This window comes from Amycolatopsis alba DSM 44262 (assembly GCF_000384215.1).
Classification (GTDB): Bacteria; Actinomycetota; Actinomycetes; order Mycobacteriales; family Pseudonocardiaceae; genus Amycolatopsis; species Amycolatopsis alba.
This window is the reverse complement of sequence record NZ_KB913032.1, coordinates 2,596,395-2,612,321: the sequence shown is the minus strand read 5'-3', so window position 1 is coordinate 2,612,321 and position 15,927 is coordinate 2,596,395. Positions and strand designations below refer to the sequence as shown.

The 15,927-nt window shown below is 69.6% G+C and carries 16 protein-coding genes; 3 read left to right on the top strand and 13 right to left on the bottom strand.

Annotation, left to right across the window (positions count from 1 at the left end):
* Positions 1-56: 56 nt before the first annotated feature.
* Both AMYAL_RS0112245 and glp read right to left on the bottom strand, forming a co-directional pair.
* A complete protein-coding gene (locus tag AMYAL_RS0112245) occupies positions 57-728 on the bottom strand; it encodes a GNAT family N-acetyltransferase (protein ID WP_020631596.1) in 672 nt (223 codons plus the stop codon).
* The gene (gene glp, locus AMYAL_RS0112240; protein ID WP_020631595.1) at positions 728-1,999 is read right to left on the bottom strand and encodes a molybdotransferase-like divisome protein Glp; all 1,272 of its coding nucleotides are present in this window, start codon (positions 1,997-1,999) and stop codon (positions 728-730) included. The genes AMYAL_RS0112245 and glp overlap by 1 nt, the downstream gene beginning before the upstream one ends.
* 218 nt (positions 2,000-2,217) lie before the next feature.
* On the opposite strand from glp, the gene AMYAL_RS0112235 reads away from it, so the two are divergent.
* Both AMYAL_RS0112235 and AMYAL_RS0112230 read left to right on the top strand, forming a co-directional pair.
* A complete protein-coding gene (locus AMYAL_RS0112235) occupies positions 2,218-2,793 on the top strand; it encodes a 5-formyltetrahydrofolate cyclo-ligase (RefSeq protein WP_051137662.1) in 576 nt (191 codons plus the stop codon).
* A gap of 83 nt (positions 2,794-2,876) precedes the next feature.
* Positions 2,877-4,250 carry a UTP--glucose-1-phosphate uridylyltransferase gene (locus tag AMYAL_RS0112230; RefSeq protein ID WP_026466999.1) on the top strand — a complete coding sequence of 458 codons (1,374 nt, stop codon included), beginning with the start codon at positions 2,877-2,879 and terminating at the stop codon, positions 4,248-4,250.
* On the opposite strand, the gene AMYAL_RS0112225 is transcribed toward AMYAL_RS0112230, so the two are convergent.
* The 6 genes from AMYAL_RS0112225 to AMYAL_RS0112200 form a co-directional block, all read right to left on the bottom strand.
* Positions 4,247-4,969, bottom strand: a complete 723-nt coding sequence (locus AMYAL_RS0112225; protein ID WP_020631592.1) for a class I SAM-dependent methyltransferase — start codon at positions 4,967-4,969, stop codon at positions 4,247-4,249. The two genes, AMYAL_RS0112230 and AMYAL_RS0112225, sit on opposite strands and share 4 nt — an antisense overlap.
* Complete coding sequence (locus AMYAL_RS0112220) at positions 4,962-7,142, bottom strand: MMPL family transporter (RefSeq protein WP_020631591.1); 2,181 nt, start codon at positions 7,140-7,142, stop codon at positions 4,962-4,964. The genes AMYAL_RS0112225 and AMYAL_RS0112220 overlap by 8 nt, the downstream gene beginning before the upstream one ends.
* 111 nt (positions 7,143-7,253) lie before the next feature.
* Entirely contained in the window at positions 7,254-7,523 is a 270-nt protein-coding gene (locus AMYAL_RS0112215) for a hypothetical protein (RefSeq protein ID WP_020631590.1), read from the bottom strand.
* On the bottom strand, positions 7,520-7,861 hold the full coding sequence (locus AMYAL_RS0112210; RefSeq protein ID WP_039793938.1) for an ArsR/SmtB family transcription factor: 342 nt from the start codon (positions 7,859-7,861) through the stop codon (positions 7,520-7,522). The genes AMYAL_RS0112215 and AMYAL_RS0112210 overlap by 4 nt, the downstream gene beginning before the upstream one ends.
* Positions 7,862-7,889: 28 nt before the next feature.
* Positions 7,890-8,645: a GNAT family N-acetyltransferase gene (locus AMYAL_RS0112205; protein ID WP_020631588.1), complete on the bottom strand. Its 756-nt coding sequence runs from the start codon at positions 8,643-8,645 to the stop codon at positions 7,890-7,892.
* Between the two features lie 49 nt (positions 8,646-8,694).
* Positions 8,695-9,429 carry a DUF2786 domain-containing protein gene (locus AMYAL_RS0112200; RefSeq protein ID WP_020631587.1) on the bottom strand — a complete coding sequence of 245 codons (735 nt, stop codon included), beginning with the start codon at positions 9,427-9,429 and terminating at the stop codon, positions 8,695-8,697.
* Between the two features lie 93 nt (positions 9,430-9,522).
* Here AMYAL_RS0112200 and AMYAL_RS0112195 point away from each other — a divergent pair, with 93 nt between their 5' ends.
* The gene (locus tag AMYAL_RS0112195) at positions 9,523-10,986 is read left to right on the top strand and encodes a phytoene desaturase family protein (RefSeq protein ID WP_020631586.1); all 1,464 of its coding nucleotides are present in this window, start codon (positions 9,523-9,525) and stop codon (positions 10,984-10,986) included.
* On the opposite strand, the gene AMYAL_RS0112190 is transcribed toward AMYAL_RS0112195, so the two are convergent.
* From AMYAL_RS0112190 to AMYAL_RS0112170, 5 genes are all read right to left on the bottom strand, one after another.
* Positions 10,950-11,615 carry a response regulator gene (locus AMYAL_RS0112190; protein ID WP_020631585.1) on the bottom strand — a complete coding sequence of 222 codons (666 nt, stop codon included), beginning with the start codon at positions 11,613-11,615 and terminating at the stop codon, positions 10,950-10,952. The two genes, AMYAL_RS0112195 and AMYAL_RS0112190, sit on opposite strands and share 37 nt — an antisense overlap.
* Positions 11,612-12,772 carry a sensor histidine kinase gene (locus AMYAL_RS0112185; RefSeq protein WP_020631584.1) on the bottom strand — a complete coding sequence of 387 codons (1,161 nt, stop codon included), beginning with the start codon at positions 12,770-12,772 and terminating at the stop codon, positions 11,612-11,614. The genes AMYAL_RS0112190 and AMYAL_RS0112185 overlap by 4 nt, the downstream gene beginning before the upstream one ends.
* Before the next feature lie 248 nt (positions 12,773-13,020).
* Positions 13,021-13,578 carry a TetR/AcrR family transcriptional regulator gene (locus AMYAL_RS0112180; RefSeq protein WP_020631583.1) on the bottom strand — a complete coding sequence of 186 codons (558 nt, stop codon included), beginning with the start codon at positions 13,576-13,578 and terminating at the stop codon, positions 13,021-13,023.
* Complete coding sequence (locus AMYAL_RS0112175; protein ID WP_020631582.1) at positions 13,557-14,357, bottom strand: SGNH/GDSL hydrolase family protein; 801 nt, start codon at positions 14,355-14,357, stop codon at positions 13,557-13,559. The genes AMYAL_RS0112180 and AMYAL_RS0112175 overlap by 22 nt, the downstream gene beginning before the upstream one ends.
* A 68-nt stretch (positions 14,358-14,425) precedes the next feature.
* Positions 14,426-15,907, bottom strand: a complete 1,482-nt coding sequence (locus AMYAL_RS0112170) for a helix-turn-helix domain-containing protein (RefSeq protein WP_020631581.1) — start codon at positions 15,905-15,907, stop codon at positions 14,426-14,428.
* Positions 15,908-15,927: the final 20 nt, after the last annotated feature.

Sequence of the window (15,927 nt, the reverse complement as noted above, 5' to 3'; positions counted from 1 at the left end):
TAGGTGAATCTCACAGCTTGTGGTAACGCGGTCACCGGAACGGCCCGGTGATGGGGTCAAACGCGCTCCGCGAGGCCCTTCGCGACGAGCCTGGAGACCAGTCCGTCACCGGTCTCTTCCTTGGTGATCGCGTAGCAGAAATGGTCCCGCCAGCCGCCCGCGACATCGAGATAGCGTTCGAAAAGACCCTCTTGCCGGTAGCCCGCTTTGCCGAGAACCCGCAGGCTGGGGGTGTTTTCGGGGCGGACGGTCGCCTCGAGCCGGTGCAGCCCGCCGAAATCGAAGACATGATCGGTGACCAGCGCGACAGCGCCGGTCGCGACGCCGCCGCGGACGATGTCCGACGACACCCAGTAGCCGATCCAGGCGGACCGGAGCGACGCCCGGATGACGTTACCCACAGTGATCTGCCCGGCGAAGCGTCCATCCACCGTGATGGTGAACGGGAGGCACTGCCCGCGCCGGGCGAGGCCGCGCAGGGCCAGCCACTGCGACGGCCAGGACCAGAACGCGTTGCGGTCCGGCCACGGCCCGATGCCGGTCGGTTCCCACATCTCCAGGTGCTCGCGATCCCGCAGCCGGACGCGGCTCCACTCGCCGGCGTCCCGCAGCCGGACCGGCCGGACGGCGAGTACCCCGGCAGGCACCCGGAGCGGCCCCAGCTTCGCGGGCCAGCCCGGATGCCGGGTCTCGATCGGATACGCGACGCCGGAAATCGGTGCGCCCATTACGCCCGCTGGGCCAGGAAGGTCACCTTGACCTGCTCGCCCGCGGCGACCTCGGTGAGGTCTTCGTCGATGTTGATCAGGCAGTTCGCCTCGGCCAGCGACGCGAGCAGATGCGCGCCGGAGGTGCCGAGCGGTTGCACCAGGTACTCGCCGTTGCCCTCGTCGCGCAGCAGTTGCCCGCGCAGGAAGCCTTTGCGGCCCTTGGTGGAGGTGATCGGGGAGAGCAGTCGCGCGCCGACGATCCGGCGGTGCGGGTTGCGGGTGCCGCGCGCGGCGCGGATCAGCGGGCGGACCAGGACCTCGAACACGACCAGCGCGCTCATCGGGTTGCCGGGGATCAGGAACGTCGGCACCGAATCGGGGCCGAGCCTGCCGAAGCCCTGCACCGAACCGGGGTGCATGGCGACGCGGGTCAAGTCGATGGTGCCGAGGTCGGACAGTGCCGCGTGCACCTCGTCGCCCGAGCTTCCGCCGGCGCCGCCCGCGACGACGACGATCTCCGACATCAGCAGGCGGCCCTCGACGATCTCCCGCAGCCGTTTCGGATCGCCGGGGACGATGCCGACGCGGCTCACCTCGGCGCCCGCGTCCCGCGCGGCCGCGGACAGCGCGTAGGAGTTGACGTCGTAGACCTGCCCGACCGACGGGGTGCGGTCGATGTCGACCAGTTCGTCGCCGACGGACACGATCGAAACCCGTGGCCGCGGGTAGACCAGCACCTTCGCGCGGCCGACCGCGGCGAGCAGGCCGACCTGTGCCGAGCCGATGGTGTCGCCCTTGCGCACGGCGACGTCGCCGATCTGCACGTCCTCGCCGGTCCGGCGCACGTAGCCCGCCGACGGCACCGACTTGTGCACGGTGACCTTGGCCTGGTGGCCGTCGGTGTAGGCGGTCGGGACGACGGCGTCGGCGAGTGTGGGCAGTGGCGCGCCGGTGTCGACCCGCACGGCCTGGCCCGGCTGCAGCCGCCGCGGCTGGCGTGAACCGGCGGCGATCTCGCCGACCACCGGCAGCTGCACCGGCTCTTGGCCCGCGTTGCGGACATCGACACTTCGTACGGCGTAGCCGTCGACGGCGGCCTGGTCGAAACCGGGCAGCGCGTGTTCGGCGACGACCTCTTCGGCGCACAAGAGGCCTTGGGCCTCGGAGATGGCGACCCGGACCGGGCGCGGGCGTACCGCGGCGTCCAGGGTCAGCGCGATCTGATCCTCGACGGAACGGAACTGTCCCGCGTCTTCGGTCTCGGCCGCTTCTGCGATGGGCTCCGTCATGACTGGGGGATCTCGATCCGTTCGTTCGACCAGGCACGCGATGAAGGCCCGTCGGTGAACTGAAGTTCACCACCGTTACCAGGAGTGATGCGGTCCGAAGCCGTGGAAATCGCCCGATCGGGCAAGCTCCTCGTGGTCCGTGCCGCCTGGATGGTCGCTGCGCCTGTCATAGGCGCGAAGCCTAACCTGACCATGTGGTCAAGCCCGGCAATGAACACCTGAGCAAAGCGGAGTGGCGCTCTCGGATAACCGCCGAACGGCGTTCACAGGTGACGGATGAGCGGGCCAGGGAGGCCCTCGCGCTGGCCGCCGCGGCCGCCCGGCTGCCGGGCGAGGTCGTGTGCGCCTACGTCCCGTTCGGGACCGAACCGGGTTCGACGTCGCTCCTTGATCAACTTCTGGACCAGGGCAAACGTGTGCTGTTGCCGATCGTCCCGGACGAGCCGGGGCCGCTCGGCTGGGCCGCCTACGAAGGCCCGTCGAGCCTCGGGCCGGGCCGGCTGCGGGGGCTGCTCGAACCGACGGGCCGCCGTCTCGGTCCCGACACGCTGGGGACGGCCGATCTGGTGCTGATCCCCGCGCTCGCCGTCGACGACGAAGGCGTCCGGCTCGGCAGGGGAGCCGGGTACTATGACCGGTCGCTCTCCTTCGCCGCGCCTGGCGCCGCGCTGATCGCCGTCGTCCGGGACGCCGAACTCGTGCGCGCCCTGCCCGCGGAACCGCACGACGTCCGGATGACCGGAGTGCTGACCCCGGACCAGGGGGCTGCCCCGCGACCGGTAATACCCGGATAACAGGAGTGCCGACCCGGACCAGGGTGCCGTCCTACGACCGGTAATACACTGACGCCCCGACGCAGTGGTTCAGAAAGGGCACAATGAGCTCTGACGCGCACCTGTCCGATCGTTTCGCCGAAACGCTGTCGAAAATGCGTTCCGCGGGGGCTCACGCCATGGAGCTGGCGGCCCTGAGAAGGCGCCTCGAGCAGCTGTCCGAACCCGGCGCCGGTGAATTGCCGGGAAACGAACTCGAACCTCTCGATGACATCAGCAGGCTCGTGGATCTGCCCGAGCCGGACGACGGGGAAGCGCGCCGGGTCCTGGACCGCACGGCGGTGCTCAAGCTCAACGGCGGGCTCGGCACGAGCATGGGGCTCACCGGACCGAAATCGCTGCTGGAAATCAAACCGGGGAAGACGTTCCTCGACGTCATCGCGATGCAGGTGCTTTCGGCCCGCGCGAAGTACAACGCGCGCCTTCCGCTGATCCTGATGAATTCGGCCGGCACCCGCGAACCTTCGCTGGAGTCGCTGAAGAAGTATCCCGATCTCGCCGACGACGTCATCCCCGCCGACTTCCTGCAGGGGCGCGAGCCGAAGATCACCGCCGACGGGCGCCCGGCCGCATGGCCCGCGAACCCGGAACTCGAATGGTGCCCGCCGGGGCACGGGGACGTCTACGTCGCGCTCGCGGTGAGCGGAATGCTCGAAACGTTGCTGGCCGAAGGCATCCGCTGGTGCTTCGTGTCCAACGCCGACAACCTCGGCGCGCTCCCGGACGCGCGGATCGCCGCATGGCTCGCGAACGAGAACATCCCGTTCGCGATGGAGACCGTGCTCGGCACCGCGGCCGACCGCAAGGGCGGGCATCTCGCGCGGCTCGCGGGCCGGATCGTCCTGCGTGAATCGGCGCAGGTTCCCGACGGCGACGACTCGTTCGGCGACGTCGCCAAGTGGCGTTTCTTCAACACCAACAACATCTGGTTCGATCTCGAACGACTGAAAGCCCTGCAGGACGTCGACCCGGCCGCGCCGCTGTTGCCGTTGATCGTGAACCGGAAGACCGTCGATCCGGCCGATGCGGCCAGCACACCGGTGATCCAGCTCGAAACGGCGATGGGCGCGGCGATCGGCTCGGTCGAGGGCGCGCGGGCCATCGAGATCCCGCGGACCCGGTTCGCGCCGGTCAAGACCACCGACGACCTGCTCGTCGTCCGGTCCGACGCGTACGTGCTCGACGACGGCGGGGAGATGATCCCGGAGTTCACCACCACCCCGCCGGTCGTGTCGCTGAGCAAGGAGTTCTACAAGCTCCTGCCGGACTTCGACGCGCGTATTCCTTCCGCGCCCTCGCTCAAGGAGTGCACGAGTCTCGAAGTGGACGGCGACGTCACCTTCGGGAAGAACGTCGTCGCCCGCGGCGATGTGAAGATCACCGGGCCGAAAACCGTTCCGGACGGTGAAGTCCTCTAGCTTCGCTGGGCGATGAACACGTACTCGCGTCCTGGGCGGTCGGGGGCTTCCCGGACGTCCAGGACGCGAAAACCGTGCTCCGTCAGCGAAGCTTCCAGCTCTTCGCGTTCGCGGAACCAGAGGGTGGAGTCCGAGGTGACGACCTCGCCGTCGGGGAACCGGTAGCTGTACCGGAACGAGACGAACGGGAGGTTCACCTCGGTGACCTCGCGCCACTGCTCGACTTCGCCGACCCCCTGGACGTCGATGACGTCGTGCGCGGTGTCGGCCGCCCAGTCCTCCCACACGCGGCGACCGGGGCGCCGGATCTCGAACACCAGGTGGCCACCCGGCTTGAGCGCCGTGTGGACGCCTTCGAGAGTCCGGCGCCATTCCTCGTCGGTCAGGAAGACCTGGGCCACGTTGCCGGTCATCACGGCGAGATCGGCGCCTGCCGCGCCCGCCGCTTTCGCGTCACCGTGGATCCAGGTGATCTTCCCTTCCGGGTCCTTGGCTTTCGCGACCTCCAGTGACGCTTCGGCCGGATCGACCCCCACGACCTCGATCCCGCGCTCGGCAAGGAGAACGGCCAGGCAGCCGGTGCCGCAGCCGACGTCGAGCACTTTCTTCGCCCCGAGCTCGCCGATGAGGGCGAGGTAGTGGTCCAGATCGTCGCGAGCGCCGTCGAAGGCGTCGTAGATCGGAGCGAGCCGGGCGTGGGCGAAGAGCGCGTCAGGCATGCGGCGACGATAGTTCCGGGACACGTTCGGGAGCCACGGATTTACGGTCCCGCCGCCAGGCCTGCTCGCCCAGCAGCGCCAGGAAGGCGGGCAGCAGTACGCCGCGGACCAGCGTGGCGTCGATCAGGATGGCCACCGCCATCCCGACGCCCATCATCTTGTACTCGATCGCGCTCAGCGTGATGAAGACGCTGAACACGCCGACCATGATCACCGCCGCGCCGCTGACCACTCCCGCGCTGGTGCCGGTGCCGCGGACGATCGCGGCGACGGCTCCGTCGGCCCGGCGTTCACGGATCCGGCTGAGGATGAAGATGTGGTAATCCATGCTCAGCCCGAGCAACAGGACGAACATGAACATCGGCAGCCAGCCGACCACCCCGCCGTACGGGGTGAATCCCAGCAGGGAAGCGAAATGGCCGTCCTGGAAGATCCAGGTGAGCACACCGTAGGCCGCGCCGATCGACAGCAGGTTGAGCAGGATCGACACGAGTGACACCGCGACCGACCGGAAAGCCAGCAGCAGCAACACGAACGCCGCCAGCAGGACGAAACCGACGACCAGTGGCCTCCGTTCGATGACCCGGTCGGCGAAGTCGCGGGCGCTCGCCGTCCGGCCGGCCACCGCGAACTCGACGCCGTCCACCTCGCCGATCGTCGCGGGCAGGACCTCGGTGCGCAGTTTCGCCAGCGCGGCGTCGGCCTGAGGATCTCGGCCCGCACCGGACAGCGGGACCCGGATGACGACCGCTTCGTCGACGTTCGCGACCGCGAGGGGTTTGTTCAGTACGCCCTGGGTTTCCCCGATCCGCCGTTCGAGATCCGTGATCGCCGCCCGCAGCGCCGGACTGTCGACCGGGCCGCCGTTCCTGGCTGTCAACACTACCGTCGCGGGGTAGACCACGCCGGGGAAGGCGTCCTGGGTGCGGAGGGCGGAGTCGATCGTCGTGACCGATCGCGGCAGGCTCTCCGCCGGCGTCGGATCCTGCAGGCGCATACCGAGCGCGGGCAGGGTGAGCAGGATCAGCAGCGCGGTCGCGAGCCCGCCCCACAGCGCCGGGCGCCGGGTGACCGCGCGGGCGGTCGCGGACCAGAATCGTGAAGTCTCGGCGGTGGTGCGCCGCTCGCCCAGCCAGGGAATCCGGCCGCGATCGACCTTGTCACCCAGCAGCGAGAGCAGCGCGGGCAGCACGGTGACCGCGCCGAGCACGGCCAGGCCGACCACGAACGCCGTGCTGATCGCGAGGCCGGTGAAGTTGTCGAGCCCGGTGAACACCAGCCCGCTCACGCACAGGACGACCGTCACGCCCGACACGATCACGACGTGACCGGACGTCCGTGCCGCGATGAGGATCGCGTCGTCGATCGAGTGGCCTCGCGCGCGTTCTTCTCGTTGCCGCCGCAGGAAGAACAGCGAATAGTCGACGCCGACCGCCATGCCGATGAGCAGGGTGATCACCGTCGTCGCGCCGTTGATCGGGGTGAAGTCGTCGACGACGGAGAGGAAGCCGAACGTCGCCGCGACACTCGTCCCGGCCAGCAGCAGCGGGACCGACGCCGCGACCAGCGCCCCGAAGACGATCAGGAGGATCACCAGCGTCATCGGCAGGGAAAGGAATTCCGACCGTTTGACGTCTTCCCGGATTCCCTTGTCGACCACGGTCGACAGGCTGAGATCCCCGGAGAGGCCCAGCCGGACGGACGGGTGCCGGGCCGCGACCGCGTCGACCTGCGCGGACGCGGTCTCGAAGTTCGGGCGGATCTCCTTCTCCCCGCCCGCGATCGAGAACCCGACGAGGCCGGAAGCGCCGTCGGCCGAGATCCGTTCGGCGCTGTCGCCTGCCGGCGGTGAGCGGACGTCGGTGACGGAACCGGACCGGGTGAGCGTGGTGACCAGATCCTCGGTCGCCCGCCGGAGTTCTTCGTTCGCGGTGAACGGTGGCGAGCCGGGGTTTTTCGCTTCGACGAGGACGTTCTCGCGGAAGGGGTCGAAGGTGTTCTGGGCGTTCAAAGCGGTCTGCGCGCGGCCGGATTCGCCGGGATCGGTGCTCCGCCTGCTTTCACCGTCCAGCAGGGCACCCGACAGCAGGGCGCCGACCACGAGGGCGACCCAGCAGACGAGGGTGAGCGCGCGATGCCGGAGCGACCAGGCGGCGAGCTTTTCGGGCAGCATGAACTACAGTCCTTTACGTGAAGGAGTGAGACGCCTCGGGCGAGGTTTTTGCTTCTTCTTTCCTGGGCCGTCGAGTTGCCGCTCGGCGGCCCAGGGTCTTTCAGCGGCCGGTCAGTCGACCTCCTTGAGGATCCGCTCGACCGAGCCCACGCTCTTCTGGAGATCCGCGAGACGTCCGTCGAGTTCGGTGAGTTTGCGTTCGGTCTCTTCCTGCGCCTGGACGGTTTTTTCGGCGAGCCTGCGGTATTCCTGTTCGCGCGCGAGCGCGCCCTTGGCCCGGATGGTCGCGCCGAACTGCCACACGACCACCGTGATCACCACGGTGAGGAACACGAAGATGCCGATCAGCCCGGCGACTTCCTGCCATTGATGCCAGTTCACGGTCGTTCCCCCTCGTCCACGGGTGCCGGTGTGCTCAGTGTCGGTGCCGCGGCGGCGATGGCGTCCGGGCTCAGCTCGATCAGGAACGGTTTCACCTCGTAGAACTTCATCGCCTTCCCGTCCTCCGACAGCTCCAGGGTGGCCGACACGAGCCCGGCCGCCTCCAGTTTGCGCAGGTGGAGCTGCAACAGCGCCCGGCTGATGCCGAGCTCTCGCGCCAGCTGACTCACATACGCGCGCTCCACCCGGAGCGCCGCGACGATCCGCAGCCGATGCGGATTCGCCAGCGCCCCCAGCAGTCGCAGCAGCTCGTCGCCGGTGGGTCCGGTGGCGTTCATGCCCAGCTCCCGCACATGCCAAAGAAATCTAGCAGGTGCTGACTCGATCTACCAGGTGCTCCAGCCAGACGTTCGGCTCCACGTAGACGCCGACGTCCAGCGCCGAGGAAGCGAGCACCGGCGCGATCCCGCCAGGCACGGCCGTGAGGCCGTCCCGGAGTTCGACGCCGGTCCACGCCTTCCACTGGGCGAAGGTGCCCGTGACCGTCATCGAGAACGGCGCCACCTTCACGAACCGCGCGCCGAGCCGCTCATGCGTGCGCAGCCAGGGATCCTCGGGCAGCCCGTCCGGACGGCGGCGGGCGACATAGTCCTCAAAGGACAGTCCGGGTTCGTGCTCCTTCCCGGCCGGACGGACCGGCACGAAGAGGTTGCGCATACCTGCCATCGAGGCGCGCTCTTTCAGTGCTTCCAAGGCTTTTGCGGCCAGGCCGCCACCACGGCGGCCTGGCGCGACCATCACTTCGAGTGCGATCAGCGTGTTCGTCTCACGGGTGCTCAGCACGTCTTCCGCGGCCCAGGTCAGGGCGGCGTCCCAGCCGTGGTCCGGCAGTTCCGGGCGCTCGGCCGTCGGGAATTCGACCGGCACGGCGGCCGCTCTCGCCACCGGGACGCCGTCTTCCACCAGCACGAGGAAGTATTCCGGCCAGCGGGCGGCCAGATGGGACGACTTCGCCAGCAGGCCCGCCAGTCCGTGCTGGAGGAATTCGCCGCCGACACCGCCGAGGCCGAGCGCGGGCATACGCAGCTCAGGCCTGGTGGCCAGGTCTTCGATCACGATCATGTCCTCAGTAGACCCGAGGACACGCATTTCTCACGAGGTCGTTTTCCGGCTAGCGCACGGGCAACGCGCGCCGCCGTCCGGTGAGGCCGGTGGTGTTGAGGTTGGCGCGCTCGCCGGCGGAGTGCCCGTCGAGGTAGCCGCTGCCGGACAGCCGCCTCGGCGGTGCCGAACGCAGGTCGCCGTACTGCTCATCGTACGCCTGTTTGACCATCGCCGTCCGGTCCTGGATCACCAGTTCCGCGGAGCGATTGCCCGCTGTCGTGGTGTGGGTGCGGGCCGCGGTGTCTTCGCTGTTGCGGAGCCGTTCGTAGACCGCGCCGGAGAACCCGTGCAGCCAGGTGCGCCGGTACGCGGCCAGCGATTCGCCCGCGAACACCCGGTTCTCCGGCCGGACCCTGGTCAGCTGCGTGGTCGCCTGCAGCAGCAGGCTCGTGTACAGCAGTTCCGCCCGCTCCAGATCGGTGCGGAAGCCGAACACCGTCACCGCGGTGACCGACTGGCCGAGCCGGTGCAGCAGGGCCCGGCAGCGCAGCGGATGCGCGATGTTCGTGAGCAGCCCCGCCTTGTCCCGGCTGTACGGGTTGTCGAGCGGGATCATGATCTGGGTGATCTCGTCGGCTGTCGCCCCGGAGGCGGCCAGCAACGCCTGATCGATGCCGTACCGGGCGATCAGTTGGGCGGCCTTGGTGTTGTACGACTCGGCTTCGGCCTCGGTGACCGCCGGGTCCTCCGCCTTGGCGAGGAGTTTCCGGACGCGCGCGAGCAGCGTGTCGTGGTCGGGCATGGCCCTCCTTCCTGATTGGGTTGGAGCGGATCAATCTAGGAGAGAGGTCCGACAATATTCGGACGGATGTTCGGATCCCGGCGAGGGGGCGGTATGGCGATCGACGTGTCGGTGGTCGGCTCCGGCCCGAACGGGCTCGCGGCGGCGGTCCTGCTGGTCAGGGCGGGTCTGTCGGTCGAGGTGCACGAGGCGGCGGACGAGATCGGCGGCGGGGCGCGCACGGCCTCGCTGTTCGACGACGACGTCCGGCACGACATCTGCGCCACCGGGCATCCGCTGGCCGCGGCGTCCCCTTTCTTCCGCTGGTTCGGCCTCTCCGGGCACGGAGTCGATCTCCTGCGGCCGGAGATCGCGTACGCGCACCCGATCGACGGTAGCCGCGCGGGACTCGCCTATGAAGATCTTGACCGGACCTGTGATGCCCTCGGTGCGGACGGCCCCCGGTGGCGCCGCCTGCTGGGACCGCTGGCCCGGCACAGCCGCGAACTCGCCGATCTCCTGCTCGGCGACCTCCGTCATCCGCCCCGCGACCCGCGTGCCGCGGCCCTCCTTCCCGCCCGGATCGCGATGCTCGCTTCCGGACTGGACCGCCGTCTGTTCACCGGCCCGGAAGCGCCCGCGCTGCTCTCCGGCGTTTCGGCGCACGTGATGAGCCGTCAGCCCTCGCTCGCCGCGGCCGGTGCGACCCTCCTGCTCGGCCACCTCGCGCATTCGACGGGCTGGCCGATCGTCCGCGGCGGCAGCCAGGCCATCACCGACGCGCTCGCCGCCGACCTCCGCGCGCACGGCGGGCGGATCCACCCCGGCAGCCGGATCACGGATCTGCGGCGGCTGGCGAGTTCGCGGACGGTGATTCTCGACATCGCCCCGCGCGGTTTCCTCGACATCGCCCGCGATCTGATGCCGCCGCGATACCGGAGGGCGCTGGAGTCCTATCGCTACGGTCCCGGCGCGGCGAAGGTCGATTTCCTGGTGTCCGAACCGGTTCCGTGGGCGGTCCCGGAGGTCGGCAAGGCGGGCACGGTCCATCTCGGAGGCACACGGGACGAGGTGTACGCCGCCGAGAACGCCATCGTGCGCGGGGAAGATCCGGACGACCGGTTCGTGCTCGTATCCGATCCGATGGCGACCGACCCGTCCCGCGGGCTGCCGGGCAAACGGCCGGTGTGGGCGTATTGCCATGTGCCGCACGGGGATCCGCGGGACGTGACCGAGCTCGTCCGGCGGCGGATCGAACGGTTCGCGCCGGGGTTCTCCGACACGATCCTGGCGAGCCGCTGCCTCACCGCTCCGGAATTGGAGGCCTACAACGCGAACTATCCCGGCGGTGACGTCGCGGCGGGCGCGGTGAATCTGCGCCAGGTGCTCGCGCGGCCCGTCCCGCGGTGGAATCCGCATCGGACCCCGCTCGGCGGTGTCTTCCTGTGCTCCGCCGCGACGGCGCCAGGGCCGGGAGTGCACGGGATGGGCGGCTGGCACGCCGCGAAATCCGTACTGGGAGCGGACTTCGACCGCGTGATTCAGGAACAGCCAGGCCGCACGAGGCCGGTTTCGTAGGCGACCACCACGGCTTGGGCCCGGCTCGAGATCCCGAGTTTCGTCATCAAGCGGTTCAGATGCGTCTTCACCGTGGCCTCGCTGACCAGCAGGCTCCGCGCGATGTCGGAGTTCGGCACGCCGGTGCCGACGAACCGCAGTACTTCGAGTTCGCGTTCGGTCAGCCCGGTCAGCTCGGGCGGGGCCGCAGGCTTTTCCGGTGGTCCCTGGGTGAAGGCCTCGACCAGCCGCCGGGTGATGGTCGGGCCGAACAGCATGTCGCCGCGCGCGACGGCGTGGATCCCGGCGATCAGGGTCTCCGGCGGGCTGTCCTTGAGCAGGAAGCCCGCCGCGCCGGCGCGCAACGCGGTGTAGACGTACTCGTCGAGATCGAACACCGTCAGCATGAGCACGTTCGGCTTGTCCGGCCCGGTCTGGGCGAGGATCCGCTCGGTCGCCTTCACGCCGTCGAGGTGGGGCAGCCGGATGTCCATCAGGATCACGTCCGGACGCAGTGCGAGTGCTTTCTCGACGGCTTCGAGCCCGTTTCGCGCTTCACCCACGACGCGCACGTCGGGAACGGCGTCGAGCAGGGCGACGAAACCCGCCCGGACGAGATCCTGGTCGTCGACCACCAGCACACTCGTCACCGGGTTCGCTCCTGCGGCAGATAGGGAAGGGTCAGCACGATCGCGAAATCGCCGGATCCGCCCGGTCCCATTTCGATGGAACCACCGTACATTCTCGCCCGTTCGCGCATTCCGATGAGGCCTTGCCCGGCCGGATTGGGCGGTGGTGTCTCCTCGGAAGCGGAATTGCGGACGCTCAGCACGAGTGCTTCCTCACCGTATTCGAGGACGAGTTCCGCAGTCGTCTTCTCCGCGTGTTTCAGCACGTTGGTAAGCGCTTCCTGCGCGATTCGGTAGGTGCACAGTTGCTGGCCCGGCGGAAGTCGTCGTGGTTCGCCGATGGTCCGCGCCGTCACCGTGAGCCCGGCTTCGCGCACGCGGGCGACCAGCGCGGGAAGGTCGGCGAGGCCGGGTTGAGGGCGGTACTCGCGGGGTTCGCGCTGTGGCGGGCGCAGCACTCCGAGCAGGCGGCGCAGCTCGTCGAGCGCTTCGGTCGAGGTCCCGGTGATGGTGTCCAGCGCGGTGCGCGCTGTGGCGGGCGAGGATTCGAAGACGTAGCGCGCGAGGTTCGCCTGCACCGCGATCACCGAGATGTGGTGGGACACGACGTCGTGCAGCTCGTGGGCGATGCGGATCCGCTCCTCGACGACGGCCTGTTCCGCTTCGAGCCGGATCTCCCGTTCGGCGCGGACGGCGCGGTCCGCGCGCAGGTAGCCGAGCCGTCCGACGATGATCGTGCCCGCGCACTGCGCGATCAGACGGGTCGTGTCGGCCACGAAGGACGGCACTTCCCCGAGCACGAGTCCCCATTCGAAAAGGACGACCCACGCGACGGTCGGCGCGACGGCCTTCGCGGGCGGGTACCGCGCCCACACCGTGTACGCCGCGATGAAGGCGGAGGGCTCGCCCAACGTGGCCCGGTAACCCAAAGCGGTGTAGACGGTCATGATCGAAACCGAGGCGAGCAGGACCGCGATCGGCTGACGGCGGCGCATGACCAGCGGGAGGGCGATGGACACCGCGAGGATGACGGCCCCGGTTTCGACGGGGTCGCCGAACGAACCGCCGCGAGGTGCCGCGCCCAGTCCGAGGAGGGTGGCCGCGGCCGCTGTGATCAGGCAGTCGGTGAGCAACGGCCGTGTGCGGAGGAGCTGAAAGGGCTGAACGAGGGGCGGCACTTCCGCACGTTACCGCCGGAGTGTCGGACCGCCCAATTCCTGCGACTTTCGCGGTATTCACCCCGCGTTATACCGCCAAGGTTTACCCCGGCTTTCGACTTACGGTGATTCCGCTCGATGATCCATCCGGATAACGTCGGGGCAGGATGGATATTCCATTCCCCCAACTCGGCGAAGAGGGTGACCCACTCCGGGTAAGAGGGCCTTCGGGAGGGGATATCCGGAACGGGCGGCCTCTTCGCCGAGCTTCAGCCCAGATAGGCGTCGAGGGTGACGGCCAGCGCGCTTTCCGGTGACGGCGCGAAGCTCGCGCCCGCCAGCCCGCCCCAGAGCCACAGTTGGGCGAGACCGTGCAGCGACGCCCACAGCGAGGACGCGAGCAGCCGCGGGTCGGTCGTGGGATGCCAGTCGTCGTCCTGGACGTCGGCGACCAGCGCGGCGAAGAAGTCGAACACCTCGCTGCTCACCCGCGTGAGTTCGGCGTCGCCCGGATCGATGAGGTCGCGGCGGAACATCAGCTCGAACATCGCCGGATTGGCCAGCGCGAAGTCGAGGTAGCCGTGGCAGGCCGCGATGAGCCGTTCGCGCGGTGTCCCGTCCGGCAGGCCGGTGCCGCGATCGAGCAGTTCGGTGTAGCCGCGGGTGGCGACCGCCGAGAGCAAGGCCGCGCGGCCGGTGAAATGCCGCAGCGGCGCGCCGTGAGAGACGCCGGCCGCCTTGGCGATCCCGCGCAGCGTGACCGCGCCGACGCCGTCTTCGGCCAGCAGGTTCGCCGCGGTGTCGATCAGGCGGGTTCGGGCGCCCATGACCGGGTCTCCTCGAGGACGGGTAGGAGGTCCGGGCGTTTCGGCAGGAAGCCGTCGCCGGGCTGGCGGCCGCTGAGCCGGTTGCGGAACCGGCTGACCGCGACCGGGAGGACCTCCCGCGTCAGCCAGTTCAGATCCGCGCGCAGGCCGGGGCGGCCTGCCGAACCGGGCAGCGGGGCGAGCCAGGCTGGGTCGTGGGTGACGCCGAGCTTGCCGAGCACGTGCCCGGCCAGGCGCCGGTGGCCCTGCTCGGACAGGTGCAGCCGATCCGGACCGAAGTAGCGGGAATCGTGCGTGGCGTCGTCCGGCCAGAGGTCGACGAGCGTCGCGCCGTAGCTGACGGACGCCTCGCGGACGGCGTCGTTCAGCGAGACGATGCGCGGGCGCATGCGGTGACCCATCGGCATGCGGTGGGAGATGTCGCTGAGGGTGAAGGTGACGACTACCGGCGCGATCTCGGTGCAGGCGCGGATGGCCGTGTCGACCCGGCGCGCGACCGTGCGCGCGTCCCAGCCCCGGCTCATCACGTCGTTGCCGCCGCCGAACAATGCGATCAGATCGGGCCGCAGCCCGCGTGCCGCCGGGGTCTGCTCGGCGTGGATCTGGTCGAGCCTGCGCCCGCGGACCGCGAGGTTGGCGTAGCGGAAACCGGGCTCTTCCTCGGCGAGACGGGCCGCGACGAAGTCGGCCCAACCGCGGTAGAAGCCGCCAGCGGGATGCGGGTCGGCCAGCCCTTCGGCGCAGCTGTCGCCGAGCGCGACGAAACGTTGGTAGCCCATCCAGATCTCCGTAACCGCGAGTTCACCTTGTAGACACTGTCTATCAAACTGACGTAGACGCTGTCTACTCAGCGGTTCAGGCGACCACGATGAGTGAAGGCGACGGCACGCCGCGGGTCGCCGTCCGGGAGCACCCGGCACAGCGCGTCGACGATCTCGACGTCGTCGGCACCGCAGGGCGTCTCCCAGTACGACCACAGCGCCGCCGCGTCCCCGCTGCCGAGCGCGACCCGCCGGACCGACGCGGTGACCGACTCGCGCTCCTCGCGGATGGCGGGCGACTCCGATTCGGCCAGCAGCGGACCGCGGAACGCGTTCGCGGCACCGGCGACGTCGCCCCGTTTGAGCGCCGCGCGGACCCGCAGGAAGTCGGCGTCGACCTCGGCGGAGAGCCGGTACGGCCGGGTCTGCACGATGTCCGACCCGAGCTGTGTCCGCAGCCGGTGGATCTCCGCGCGCACGGTCACCGGGTTGCCGCTCTCGCCGTAGAGCAGCAGTGCCAGCCGTTCCGCCGACAAGCCGCCTGGATGCAGGGCGAGCAGAGTCAGGATCTCCGCGTGTCGCAAGGTGAACGGCACTTCACGACCGTCCACTGTGGTCGATGGCGGGCCGTCGGTGAGGAACTCCAGCGCGAGCCGCGGCCGCCTCGACGGACCCCGGTTCCGCAGGCGCAGCAGATACCCCTCGCGCAACGGCTCCACCGTGCCGAGCCGTCCATCGGGCAGGGTGATCGCGCCGCCGCTGGGCCGGACGTCCACGGTGGCGGGAAGATCGCCGCAGGATTCGGCCGCCAGCACGCGGCCCTTCGCCGAAAGCAGGGCGCCCGGTGTGCCGCGCAACGCTTCCAGGTGCGTCATGTTGGCGACCCGCAGCCGCTCGTCGCGCATCGCGATCCTGGCCCGCAACTGGCCTTCGGCGAGCTGGGCGGCCGCCGTGACCAGCGCGAGCATCGCCGGATGGACCGTCCGCAGCGGACCGCTGACGTCGATCGACCCGAGCAGCGTGCCGGTCTCCGGGTCGCGCACGGGCGCCGCCGCGCAGGTCCAGCCGTGATAGGTCCGCACGAGGTGCTCGGCGGAGTAGATCTGCACCGGTTCCCCGGTGGCGAGCGTGGTGCCCATCGCGTTCGTCCCGATGACGTCCTCGCTCCACCGTGTGCCTTCGGCGAGCATCACGCCGTCCGCGCGCCGCAGCACCCCGGCCGCGCCTTCGCGCCACAGGATGTGCCCGGCCGCGTCGGTCACGATCATCATGTGCTCGGCGTCGTCGGCGATGCTCACCAGCGTCTGCCGCAGGATCGGCAGCACCGGCGCCAGCGGATGCTCGTCGCGCAGCCCGCTCACTTCGCCGGAGTCGTAGACCAGCGGGGCGACACCGGTGTCCGGGTCGACGTGCGCGGCCAGCGAGCGATTCCACGACGCCGACACGATCGACCTGGGGGAACGCGGCGCGGGAACACCGGAGAGGACGGCGTCGTGGACGTCCTTCAGCAGCCGCGCGTACGCCTGAGGGTCACGCGGCGACGCTTCACCTCCGGGCAGCTCCGCCACGTTTCCGAGGATAGGTGACC

Bases quoted from the DNA above. Each gene is read 5' to 3' on its own strand.
- AMYAL_RS0112200 (WP_020631587.1), bottom strand. From the start codon at position 9,429: ATGCCCGACCACGACACGCTGCTCGCGCGCGTCCGGAAACTCCTCGCC.
- AMYAL_RS0112225 (WP_020631592.1), bottom strand. From the start codon at position 4,969: ATGCCTGACGCGCTCTTCGCCCACGCCCGGCTCGCTCCGATCTACGAC.
- AMYAL_RS0112205 (WP_020631588.1), bottom strand. From the start codon at position 8,645: ATGATCGTGATCGAAGACCTGGCCACCAGGCCTGAGCTGCGTATGCCC.
- AMYAL_RS0112220 (WP_020631591.1), bottom strand. From the start codon at position 7,142: ATGCTGCCCGAAAAGCTCGCCGCCTGGTCGCTCCGGCATCGCGCGCTC.
- AMYAL_RS0112195 (WP_020631586.1), top strand. From the start codon at position 9,523: ATGGCGATCGACGTGTCGGTGGTCGGCTCCGGCCCGAACGGGCTCGCG.
- glp (WP_020631595.1), bottom strand. From the start codon at position 1,999: ATGACGGAGCCCATCGCAGAAGCGGCCGAGACCGAAGACGCGGGACAG.
- AMYAL_RS0112180 (WP_020631583.1), bottom strand. From the start codon at position 13,578: ATGGGCGCCCGAACCCGCCTGATCGACACCGCGGCGAACCTGCTGGCC.
- AMYAL_RS0112230 (WP_026466999.1), top strand. From the start codon at position 2,877: ATGAGCTCTGACGCGCACCTGTCCGATCGTTTCGCCGAAACGCTGTCG.
- AMYAL_RS0112210 (WP_039793938.1), bottom strand. From the start codon at position 7,861: ATGAACGCCACCGGACCCACCGGCGACGAGCTGCTGCGACTGCTGGGG.
- AMYAL_RS0112245 (WP_020631596.1), bottom strand. From the start codon at position 728: ATGGGCGCACCGATTTCCGGCGTCGCGTATCCGATCGAGACCCGGCAT.
- AMYAL_RS0112175 (WP_020631582.1), bottom strand. From the start codon at position 14,357: ATGGGCTACCAACGTTTCGTCGCGCTCGGCGACAGCTGCGCCGAAGGG.